A 10,898-nucleotide genomic window follows, 5' to 3' on the forward strand; every position below is an offset into this window, starting at 1 on the left:
ACAATCATTTTACGGAAATCATCATTATATCGTTTACCGTTATTTCTTGTATTCATCGGACACATCCTCCTTGAAATTCATTGTATAAATTTAACTTAGATGTGTCTATGAAACTATACTAGCATCATATCATTCGATTCACCCAATTATTGCAAAAGTTATTTTATTTAGCCATCTGGAAATGCTGTTGATAATAATAATTTGGGGAGTGAACAATTATGATGCTATCGGATGCGGCAAAGGCTTATGAGGCAGATAAGAGAATTGAAGGTTTTTCGGCACAAACATTAAATGCTTATAGGCTTCAAGCAAAACTGCTAATCGATCATTTTGGGAATATCAATATGAATAATATAACAACCCTACAACTAAAGAATTATTTAGCTGAATCCAGCAATAATCTAAAACCATCCAGTTTGTCTCATCGTATTAGGTTTATTCGTTCCCTATTTCGATGGTCACACGAGGAAGGCATCATTGAGTTAAATCCTGCTAGTACAATAAAAGAACCAAAGGTAGGTAAACGGATTCCAAAGTTTCTTACGGAAAGAGAAATTGAGTATTTAAGGGATGCGTGTTTTACTCCGATTGAGAAAGCCTTATTTGAATTTATGTTTTCTACTGGATGCCGAATAGGAGAAATTGTTTCATTGGATCGGAATAGTATTAATTGGGGAAATCAATCTGCTATTGTTCTTGGAAAGGGGGACAAGGAAAGAGAAGTGTACTTCAATATACGCTGCGATATTTGGTTAAAGAAATATTTAGACACTAGAAACGACAATGATCCAGCTATATTCGTTACCGAACGTTCTCCACATAGGATGAGTATCGCTCAAATGAGATATATTATTAAGCGGATTTCCAAACGTGCAGGAATAAATAAGACCATTCATCCTCACCAATTAAGGCATAGTTACGCAACACACCTATTGAATAACGGAGCTCCACTAGAAGTGATCCAAAGCCTGTTAGGTCACGAAAAAAGTGAAACAACAAGAATTTATGCTCAACTTAGTGGGAGATTACGGCAAGAGTTTTACAAAAAGTATTTTTAATTGCACAGGAGCAACGCACAAATTTTGCGTTGCTCTTATTTAACTTTTGCCCCCGTTTGTTTAAGTACATTCTTTCACAAACATAACCCATAATCTTCATTTGTTACAGGTATGCTGCCCAGTTTGTTTTCACTATAACTAGCACTAAGTATAATCCACCAGAGATCAGTTTTCTCTGCTTTTAAGTTGTAGACGATTTAGAATTGGAAATCCCCATCCTTCATTAGCGGGACTTCAGTTCCACCTTCTTTAATGCCCACTACTTTCATATCTTCGGTACCAAAGGTCACATTGACTAACAAAAGTGAAGTATTCAGACCCGCTGCCTTCAACTCTTCCTCAGATTGGTCAATGCCATTTTGAATATTGGAGGGAGATGCATTTCCGATTCCAATATGACAGGCCGTATTTTCATCAAACAAGGTATTATAAAAAAGAGTATCTGCCTGAGCAAGAGGAGATTTATTAGAGACCAAGGCAATTTCACCTAGATAATGTGAACCTTCGTCTGTTTCGATGAGATTTTGTAACACTTCTTGTCCCTTTGCGGCATAATAGTCGGTAATCCGTCCATCTTTAAAAATTAGATAGAATTCATCGATGACACTTCCCCCATAGATAAGAGGTTTAGTACCTACCAATTTGCCATTCACCTTATTTTTATGTGGAGCAGTAAATATTTCTTCCGTAGGAATGTTCGGAAAGAAAGGTATTCCATTTTTATCTATGACACTCCCACCGATATAGAGATGATTTTTAGGTAGACCAACTAATAAATCAGTCCCACGGCTATTTGTAAAATGCAGGGCTTCAAATTGGCTCTCGTTTAGGATTTTTTTTCGAGACTCGAAGGCTCTATTGTGACTCTCCCAATCTTTTATAGGATTTTTCCCATCTGCACGAGTTCCTTTTAAAATTAATTTCCATAATGAATGCAGAGCTTCTTCTTTAATTAAGTGAGGAAATACTTTAGTTGCCCATGTGAAGTTCGGGACAGCCAAAATACACCAGCGTATCTCGTGGGATCTAATCTTTGCGTAATGAGCCTTCAACTTGGTGCGAGAGGCCTTTTGGAAACGACTTATCCTTTCTGTAGAAACCTCCTTAAAGACATCTAAGTTTTCAGAAATAATATGGATGTAAGCAGCACCAGCATCGTCCCACTCCTTAAAACGGGCAGCCTGCCAATCAGTTAAGTGATCGATGACACTATCTGCTGCATTTAAGTAAAATTCTTTGGTAGACTGTTCATCTGTCCAATCTATAAATACATTTGAAGCTCCTGTCTCATAGGCTACCGTTTGGATTAGACGTGCAAACGTAGCATTTTGTATATCACTATGAATAATCAATAATTGATTTTTTTGCAGATTTACACCAACTCGTATAGCAAGTTCTGCATACATTCTTAACTGTGCTTCACTTATAAATTCATATATTCCTTTAATCATTTAATATCTCCCCTGTTATAAATTTACTACAGAACCCAGACCTACTTAAACTAACCTTCCCCGTTAGTAAAAATGCGACTGTTCTTGCTGAACAATCGCACCCATTTGTCTAAGTATTTTCTTTAACAATCTTCATTATAAATAATGATATTTTTATTTAATATTTTTCCGAATGATATTTAGATTTTCACTTCATTCATGAGGTACAATATTCTTCAAGTACCCTTCTAGACTTTCGAGGGATAATTCCCCTTTCACATATTCCACGATTTCTCCTTCAGGATTTATAAAAAAAGTACTAGGAAGCGGCCTAACTTTATACAAGTCTCTTATTTCTCCTGATTTGTCTTGGGGTACAGGAAAAGTCAAATCATATTCATCTATGAAACGGTCTACAACTAACTCAGTACTATCCATGCTAACTGCAACAATTTCAATGCCTAACTCATTATATTTTGGATAGAGTTCTTGCATATATGGCATCTCTCTTTCGCAAGGTTTACACCAAGCAGCCCAGAAGTTAAGCATGACTCCCTTTCCCTTCAAATCACTTAACCTTATCGTTTCAGCTTCATTATTTTTATTAATTTGTGTTAGCTGAAAATCTGGTGCCTGATCCCCTACTCCATAGACTGTATTATCCTTCTGTAGGCTGGAGAAAACCGCAAATATAATTGCCCCCAACAACACCAGTAAAATCGAGGTTCTATAAATTACTCTATTTCTTTTTTTGTTTCTCTTTTTTAATTTTTTTTGTTCTAAGTCCACTTGCGACACCTCTCTATGGAAAAGTTCAAATCCTAAAATCCAGTAAATCCACCAAAAACAGGAAGTAATAATTCAATGATCACTGTCATCCAATCAAAAAATAGAACAATACCCATGACTATCATTAAAATACCACCTATTACCATAAAACGATTAGCATGTTTTTTAAGAAATGTCATTCTATCAAGGAACAAAGTCATAACTAAAAAAGGTATTGCAAAACCCAAGATATAAAAAGACATGTATAACAGGCCCTTTCCTGGGTTGGCCACACCCATTGCAATCACTCCCGCAAGTATCGGTCCAGTACATGGTGTCCAACCAGCAGCAAATCCCAATCCAATTAAAATTGAACCCAGGTATCCAGCCGGTCTTTTTCGAAATTGAAACTTTCTATCTTTAAGTAGAAAATCAAAACTCAAGATACCCGTAAGAATCATCCCGAAAAACACCAATATAATTGCACCAAGCTGTCTTAATAGATCTTGATAGGCTAGAAAAAACTTTCCTATAAATGAGGTCGACAATCCGATTGCCAAAAAGACAACCGAAAAACCTAATAAAAAAAGAATAGTATGTATGAAAGCTTTCCTTCTTAAAATTCCGCGTTCTGTCTTTAATTCTTCCACAGTCATTCCTGTAATATAAGACAGAAATGCAGGATAGAGAGGAAGCGAACAAGGTGATATGAACGATAATAAACCAGCTCCAAATGCTAGCAATACTGTTACTTCTCCCAAATGATATTCACCTACTTTTATATATATATAAGTTATTAGTATCGGAAAACTTTTTTTAGAAATCGTGCCTTCTAACTGAATCTCCCATAAATACTGAAGATGCTTTAACTTTTAATATCATCACATCTTTTGTCTTTCTTTTTCTCCTCTAAACCCCGTAAGTAATTACGTTTTTATTTTCCTCACTGGCTCCATTATATTTGAATGAAAACGAAATCATATAGTTTCGTTCAAAAGTTCGGAAATTAGACAAAGAAATAAAAATATCCGATTGGGGACTGCCCCATTTAGCTCAATTTCTCATTCTTAAATAACCATAGTATATTTTCTACTCGTTTTTCCATAAATAAAAGGCGACCATCTCTAATGATCACCTTGTTTGACTCTTTCGCCCATTTAGTGTGATTAAAATTTATGTAATATTATTCTTCTTTTTGTCAAATTTGACCCAGCCATAAAAGATAAATGCAACAATTACAGAGAGAATAACAAGTATCCCCTGGTACTCTATCGGAACAAGAAAAATTAGTATAGCTAAAAGTGAGATTACAGGTAACAGCAATGCAAACCACAATCTAACATATTTATTTTTAAAGCTAAACTCAAATTTCTTCATAATTAATCCTCCCTCCTCCTTTTAAATTACGAACGTACCCAAGCAAAGGTTTCATAATAACCAAAAATAACCATTTCTCTTATTGAATTATACTGCCCGTTACTTTAAGTACATTATTTCACAATATCTTCGGTAGTCTTATTATTTTTTTAACAACATCCAAATACCTTGATAAATCACAACTAATTCAGGCAACCACCAATAATTATGCTACCTATTGAGAAATGTGAATTGCGAAATGATTTTATATTAATATATCAATAGCCTTTGATATCCAGGTAAAAATGCGTATTGTATTTCAGTATGAAAACCTGTACGATTTAATATGTTATAAACATATTAACATTAAATTCCGAATAATGGTAAATGAGGTGATAAGATGTCAAAAACAAATATTGATACAACGATTCACACTGCAAGAAAGCTAGATCATGAAGATGAACTGAAAAAATACCAGAACGAATTCTATCGACAGCCAGATTCGATTTATATGGACGGAAATTCCTTAGGCCTATTGTCCAGGCAAGCAGAAGATTCCCTGTTAAATATGCTACATTCCTGGAAAACAAATGGAATCGACGGATGGACAAAAGGAAATCATCCATGGTTTTATGTTTCCGAACAATTGGGAGAAATGAGTGCAGAGCTACTCGGTGCCAAAAATAAGGAAGTTATTGTAAGCGGTTCCACCACTATTAACTTGCACCAGCTCCTTGCAACATTTTATAAACCGAATGGAAAACGGACAAAAATCTTAGCAGATGAATTAAATTTCCCTTCTGACATTTACGCGATTAAAAGTCATTTAGCTTTACGGGGAATGGATCCAGAAGAACATCTGATTCTCGTAACAGCAGAGGATCAACATACATTAAAAGAAGAGGATATCATCGATTCCATGACTGATGAAATTGCCGTCGCCATTTTTCCAAGCGTACTTTATCGAAGCGGTCAACTCTTGGATATGAAGCAGATTACAGAGGCAGCCCATGAGAATGGAATAGTTATAGGTTTTGATTTATGCCATTCGATTGGAGCACTTCCCCATTCCTTAAATGATTGGAAAGTTGATTTTGCTTTTTGGTGTACGTATAAATATCTAAATGGTGGTCCAGGATCCCCTGCAGGGATTTATATTAATGAGCATCACCTGCCAATCCATCCTGGTCTTAGCGGATGGTTTGGTTCAGATAAAACAAAACAATTTGATATGGATCTGACCATGAGTCCTGCGCCCGATGCAGGAGCAATGCAAATTGGAACACCACATATCCTAAGTGCTTCCTCATTAATCGGTTCTTTAAAACTATTTCAAGATATCGGTATAGAAAAGATACGCAGGAAATCTCTTAAACTAACAGAATATATGATGACTCTCATTGATGCCAAGCTAAGAGTATATGGTTTTAGTATTGCAAATCCTAGAGAAGATAATCGCAGAGGTGGACATGTCTATTTGGAACACCCGGAGGCCATACGAATTTGCAAAGCTTTGAAACAAGAAAAAGTTACCCCGGATTTTAGGCCACCTTCAGGAATACGACTAGCCCCTGTGGCACTTTATAACTCTTTTGAAGATGTATGGAATGTTGTCGATTGCTTGCAAAGGATTATGGAAGAAGAGCGCTACAAACAATTTGAGAGTGACCGGGAGATTGTCTCTTAAATACTAAGATAAGTAAGGAGGGATCGAATTGACAAGTCACCCACACGACGAGCAAGGAATTCATACCGATTTCCGAAGTCGCATGACATATGCCGATTATTTAAAATTAGACAGTATCATTTCCAGTCAGAATCCTATCTCTGGCCATCATGATGAAATGTTGTTTATCATCATTCATCAAGTACAGGAACTATGGATTAAACTGATATTACATGAGCTAAAAGCTGCGACAAAAGCTATCTTAGACGGAGATATGCAGCCTGCATTCAAAATGCTTGCACGTGTCACACGTATCCAGCACCAATTGATTCAGTCTTGGGAAGTACTATCCACCCTTACTCCAGCCGAATATCTGGAGTTCCGTGACAAGCTGGGAAATGCTTCTGGATTTCAATCTTATCAATATCGATTGATGGAATTTGCATTAGGGTATAAGAAAGAAGCCATTCTAAAAATCTATAAAGAAAAGCCGGAAATATACAAAGAATTACAGGCAGCCTACCAAAGCCCTAGTATCTATGATGTCACGATTCAAAGCTTAGCCAAAGCAGGTTTCCCAATTCCTAAAGAGATCTTACATCGTGACGTTTCTAAAACCTACGAAGCAAATGTCAGTGTCCAGAATGCATGGAAACAAGTGTATAAAAAAGCTGCGGACCACTGGGATTTATATCAATTAGCAGAAAAACTCGTGGATGTGGAGGACGCGTTTTCACAGTGGCGCTTTCGTCATATGAAGACCGTAGAGAGAATTATTGGGCACAAAGTAGGTACAGGAGGATCTTCGGGTGTTACTTATTTGAAGCATGTCATCAACCACCGATTTTTTCCTGAATTATGGGATGTTCGAACAGAACTCTAAATCCTCATCACCTAATGTAAAGGGGGAAAACAATGAACAATGATCAATGGTCATCGAAGTTTGGTTTCATCATGGCTTCTGCAGGTGCAGCAATTGGTTTAGGTGCGTTGTGGAAATTTCCGTACGTCACCGGCACCAGTGGCGGAGGAGCTTTTTTTCTGATTTTTGTTGTATTCACTCTATTAATAGGCTTTCCATTATTAATCTCTGAATATATTATCGGGCGTGGATCAGGTAAAGAAGCGATTAGCGCCTTTAAAAAACTAGCGCCGGACAGCTTATGGGCGTGGATTGGGAGATTTGGTGTTTTAGGCAGTTTTTTACTTCTGTCATTTTATTCGGTTGTCGGTGGCTGGGTGTTGATTTATAGTGTGCTGTCCCTTGTTGGAGCAGTGATTCGGGATGGGAAAGATTACGGAGCATTATTTGGGACGATTATCGGGACACCGTGGATTACGATTCTCGGTTTCGCGCTCTTTATTATCCTGAACGTCATCGTCATTGCATTAGGAGTGCAAAAAGGAATTGAGAAAGCAAATAAATATTTGATGCCGCTCTTATTTGTTTTCCTCATCATTTTAGTTATTCGAGCACTAACTCTAGATGGCGCATTGGAAGGTCTCCAGTTTTTCTTAACACCTGACTTTTCGAATATCACATCGGAGTCCATCCTGTATGCCCTTGGTCAATCCTTTTTTGCCTTGGCAGTAGGTCTCTCTTGTATGATCACCTACAGTTCGTATTTGAAAAAGGATGTAAGCCTTTCTTACTCAGCCGGATGGGTAGTCGGCATGAATCTCATCGTTTCCTTTTTGGCTGGTGTGGCGATTTTCCCGGTTGTTTTCACCTTTGGATTTGAGCCAGCAGAAGGACCAGGGCTATTGTTCATGGTGCTTCCGCAGGCATTTGCTCAAATGCCACTTGGAGAAGTTTTCTTAAGCCTTTTTCTATTACTATTCCTTTTCGCAACATTGACTTCATCCTTTAGTTTATTTGAAATTATTGTAGCTGCATTCACAGAAAACGGTAAGAGAAAAAGAAATAGTGTGGCTAGCCTAAGCGGAATCATTGTATTTATCGCGGGAATCCCAGCTGCATTGTCATCCAGTATCTTACAACATATCCTCCTCTTTGATAAGACTGTATTCGATGCTACCGATTTTCTCGTCAGTAACATCATGCTGCCGGTTGGGAATTTATTCATCGCGATTTTCATCATTCATCGAATGGATAAAGCACTCGTCCAACAAGAATTTATGCTCAGTAGCAGTGTAAACCCAGGAATCTATACGATTTGGAGAAAGATCATGACGTGGATTGCTCCAGCGACGATTGTTATTGTACTATTTAATACACTAGGATTTATTTAATTTATAAAAGAGCAGGTGGTAAACCATGAAGGAAAAACCGTGGATTGACGTTTCCATCCCATTAACGAATGATATGGGGGTATGGCCCGGAGATAAGCCTTTTAACTTTCGTCTAAGCTATACAAAAGAACAAACAAAGTCGGTCAACATTGGAGAGATGTCTACTAGTGTTCATACAGGCACCCATATGGATGCTCCATTCCACTACGATAATGATGGGAAAAAGATACATGAGTTAGATGTTTCATTATTTATCGGTCCCGCCAAAGTAGTTGACGTGCGCGGCCATGAAGTAATTGGGAGAAAAGAGTTAGAAGCGTTCAACTTAGCTGGGGTGAGTCGCCTATTACTGCGTTCTCTGGACAGAGCAGACTCCAGCTTTCCAGAGCGTTATCCTATCCTAAAGGAAGATATTGGCCCATTTTTAAAAGAAAAAGGAATCCATCTGATTGGTACGGAATGTCCTTCCGTCGATCCAGTGGATAGTAAACACCTACCAGCCCATCATGCTTTATATCAGAATGGGGTATATATTCTGGAGAACCTGGTATTAAAAGATGTAAAACCCGGACTATATGAACTGATAGCTCTTCCATTATCCATTCACGGAGGAGATGGAAGTCCTGTCAGAGCGGTGATTAGAGAACTTTAAGGAAAGACCTGTACATCTTAAATTCAGATGTGCAGGTCTTTTTTAACCTCGACCATGGAGCCTATCCTAAGAGTTATTTTTATATGTATTCATGGCTAGGCGTTTGTTTTTATATTATTCTGGTGGGTTTTCCACGCCGAAATGAATCCAATCTTCTTTTGGTGGACCATAAACCCCAAACGGTTTTAATCCTGCTTGACGCATCAGAACGGTGATTTGACCACGATGATGAATAATGTGCTTGATTAGTCCCATTAGGATTTGAGCATTAGATTCCTGTCTTCCAAAAGCTTCTTGTACTTGTTCTAGGGACTCGTCTGTCCATTGTTGTTCAATGATTTGGGCTGCGTAAGTACTTATCGCTTGAAAAGTTTCAGCAACTTCCTTTGCTGAGGTTGGGACGCTATCTGCATTGTCTACCCGATCTATCTTAAACCCGAAATGGGATAAATAATCCGGAATGTTTGTTGTTAAATGACACGCAATCCTTCCTAAAGTACGGCCTTCCGGATAAACTTGTTGTTTTAAAGATTCATCTGTCAGACCATTTAAAACGTTTTGAGTTAGCATAGCTTCCCTATTCCATTCTTTAATAAAGTCTGAAACCGTTACGTACATATATAATCCTCCCAAATCCATTTGAATTCGTTGTAAAGCCATATATTTTCCAACTTATTAATACTGCATTACTTATGTGTTATCTTTAACTTTGCACAACAATTATATATGGGGTACGTTCTCTTTTTCAAGATCCATAAGAAGAAGGTGACCTTTTTGAATCACCTTCTTAAAGAGTTATACCAAGTACTTATTTGTGTTTATAACAATTCCTTATTCTTTTTATAAGACCGTTTTAAAGAAATGTAACTAGTAATAAACCAAAGTAATCCAGCTCCTAGTACCAATGCCATTAATTCGATCCATTCGTTTTGGTTGTTAGGAATACCTGCGACAACTAAATATAACAGAATAAAAACAACTGTAAAACTACCTGTTCTGGCAAAAATGTGCTTTAATTCTATTCTATATGCTCCCTCTGTTGCAACATCCGTATATTCAATACCAGACAGGATATATCTTCCCGATACATAAAATAGGAATATAGCTATGGAAAACAATAGAGGAATTTCTGTACTGATATTAAAATAATTGTTGATGATAATTATACCTACAAGAGCAAGTAAAAGAATTATTGAACCTTCAGTAAAAAAGTATAACATTCGTGTTTTCTTATATTCATCTTTCGGCAATAAAAATGATACCCAAGATTTCATTATTACTCCACCTCCCAAAATAAATCATCTAACGTTTTATTAAGCTCCTTGGCTATTGCAATACATAATTGCAGACTAGGATTATATTCTCCTTTCTCAATTAGTCCGATTGTCTGTCTAGTAACTCCAACTCTCTTAGCTAATTGCTGTTGGGTTATCGACTGCTTAATTCGTGTTATTTTCACATTATTTTTCATACATTCACCTTTATCTTTAAGACACATATATATTGCATATGTTAATTATATCTTACATCAATTCTAAAAAAAATCAACTTATTTATTCAATAAATTTTCCTTTAATGCATTTAAAAAGTAAGCGTCAAACAATGAACACCTTCTATTAAATATCCGTTCTTGAGATAATCTCTTTAGAAAAAAATCTGGAGGTTATGCCAATGAACGATGCTAACAAAAGAATAGAATGGAAAGCTAGGTATGA

General features: G+C 36.9%; 12 protein-coding genes. 5 read left to right on the forward strand and 7 right to left on the reverse strand.

The window, feature by feature from the left end; translation table 11 throughout:
• The first annotated feature begins 218 nt into the window (after positions 1-218).
• A complete protein-coding gene (locus M3210_RS18745; protein ID WP_251517595.1) occupies positions 219-1,058 on the forward strand; it encodes a tyrosine-type recombinase/integrase in 840 nt (279 codons plus the stop codon).
• 197 nt (positions 1,059-1,255) lie between these two features.
• Here the strand turns inward: M3210_RS18745 and M3210_RS18750 are convergent, their stop codons facing one another.
• The 4 genes from M3210_RS18750 to M3210_RS18765 all read right to left on the reverse strand — a co-directional run bounded on the left by M3210_RS18750 (position 1,256) and on the right by M3210_RS18765 (position 4,633).
• On the reverse strand, positions 1,256-2,509 hold the full coding sequence (locus M3210_RS18750) for an aminopeptidase (RefSeq protein WP_251517597.1): 1,254 nt from the start codon (positions 2,507-2,509) through the stop codon (positions 1,256-1,258).
• 192 nt (positions 2,510-2,701) lie between these two features.
• Positions 2,702-3,277, reverse strand: a complete 576-nt coding sequence (resA, locus tag M3210_RS18755) for a thiol-disulfide oxidoreductase ResA (RefSeq protein WP_251517600.1) — start codon at positions 3,275-3,277, stop codon at positions 2,702-2,704.
• A gap of 32 nt (positions 3,278-3,309) precedes the next feature.
• Entirely contained in the window at positions 3,310-4,017 is a 708-nt protein-coding gene (locus M3210_RS18760; protein WP_251517602.1) for a cytochrome c biogenesis CcdA family protein, read from the reverse strand.
• Positions 4,018-4,429: 412 nt separating this feature from the next.
• Complete coding sequence (locus tag M3210_RS18765) at positions 4,430-4,633, reverse strand: hypothetical protein (protein ID WP_251517604.1); 204 nt, start codon at positions 4,631-4,633, stop codon at positions 4,430-4,432.
• A 379-nt stretch (positions 4,634-5,012) separates the two neighbouring features.
• On the opposite strand from M3210_RS18765, the gene kynU reads away from it, so the two are divergent.
• From kynU to kynB, 4 genes are read left to right on the forward strand one after another with little or no spacing between them, the layout of a single operon-like run.
• On the forward strand, positions 5,013-6,299 hold the full coding sequence (gene kynU / locus M3210_RS18770; RefSeq protein ID WP_251517607.1) for a kynureninase: 1,287 nt from the start codon (positions 5,013-5,015) through the stop codon (positions 6,297-6,299).
• 28 nt (positions 6,300-6,327) lie between these two features.
• The gene (kynA, locus tag M3210_RS18775) at positions 6,328-7,161 is read left to right on the forward strand and encodes a tryptophan 2,3-dioxygenase (protein WP_285853901.1); all 834 of its coding nucleotides are present in this window, start codon (positions 6,328-6,330) and stop codon (positions 7,159-7,161) included.
• 32 nt (positions 7,162-7,193) lie between these two features.
• Entirely contained in the window at positions 7,194-8,531 is a 1,338-nt protein-coding gene (locus tag M3210_RS18780; RefSeq protein ID WP_251517609.1) for a sodium-dependent transporter, read from the forward strand.
• 25 nt (positions 8,532-8,556) lie between these two features.
• Complete coding sequence (kynB, locus tag M3210_RS18785) at positions 8,557-9,183, forward strand: arylformamidase (protein ID WP_251517612.1); 627 nt, start codon at positions 8,557-8,559, stop codon at positions 9,181-9,183.
• A 114-nt stretch (positions 9,184-9,297) separates the two neighbouring features.
• Here kynB and M3210_RS18790 read toward each other — a convergent pair whose 3' ends face one another.
• From M3210_RS18790 to M3210_RS18800, 3 genes are all read right to left on the reverse strand, one after another.
• Positions 9,298-9,801 (reverse strand): DinB family protein, encoded by a 504-nt coding sequence (locus M3210_RS18790; protein WP_251517615.1) that lies wholly within the window; start codon positions 9,799-9,801, stop codon positions 9,298-9,300.
• A gap of 200 nt (positions 9,802-10,001) precedes the next feature.
• Positions 10,002-10,457 carry a DUF3278 domain-containing protein gene (locus M3210_RS18795; RefSeq protein ID WP_251517617.1) on the reverse strand — a complete coding sequence of 152 codons (456 nt, stop codon included), beginning with the start codon at positions 10,455-10,457 and terminating at the stop codon, positions 10,002-10,004.
• A 2-nt stretch (positions 10,458-10,459) separates the two neighbouring features.
• Positions 10,460-10,654 carry a helix-turn-helix transcriptional regulator gene (locus M3210_RS18800; protein WP_251517620.1) on the reverse strand — a complete coding sequence of 65 codons (195 nt, stop codon included), beginning with the start codon at positions 10,652-10,654 and terminating at the stop codon, positions 10,460-10,462.
• Positions 10,655-10,898: the final 244 nt, after the last annotated feature.

Source organism: Oceanobacillus luteolus, assembly GCF_023715655.1.
Lineage (GTDB): Bacteria > Bacillota > Bacilli > Bacillales > Amphibacillaceae > Oceanobacillus > Oceanobacillus luteolus.

Coding starts and splice junctions, on each gene's coding strand:
- M3210_RS18795 (WP_251517617.1), bottom strand. CDS start 10,457: ATGAAATCTTGGGTATCATTTTTATTGCCGAAAGATGAATATAAGAAA.
- M3210_RS18790 (WP_251517615.1), bottom strand. CDS start 9,801: ATGTACGTAACGGTTTCAGACTTTATTAAAGAATGGAATAGGGAAGCT.
- M3210_RS18750 (WP_251517597.1), bottom strand. CDS start 2,509: ATGATTAAAGGAATATATGAATTTATAAGTGAAGCACAGTTAAGAATG.
- M3210_RS18800 (WP_251517620.1), bottom strand. CDS start 10,654: ATGAAAAATAATGTGAAAATAACACGAATTAAGCAGTCGATAACCCAA.
- M3210_RS18780 (WP_251517609.1), top strand. CDS start 7,194: ATGAACAATGATCAATGGTCATCGAAGTTTGGTTTCATCATGGCTTCT.
- kynU (WP_251517607.1), top strand. CDS start 5,013: ATGTCAAAAACAAATATTGATACAACGATTCACACTGCAAGAAAGCTA.
- M3210_RS18765 (WP_251517604.1), bottom strand. CDS start 4,633: ATGAAGAAATTTGAGTTTAGCTTTAAAAATAAATATGTTAGATTGTGG.
- M3210_RS18745 (WP_251517595.1), top strand. CDS start 219: ATGATGCTATCGGATGCGGCAAAGGCTTATGAGGCAGATAAGAGAATT.
- kynB (WP_251517612.1), top strand. CDS start 8,557: ATGAAGGAAAAACCGTGGATTGACGTTTCCATCCCATTAACGAATGAT.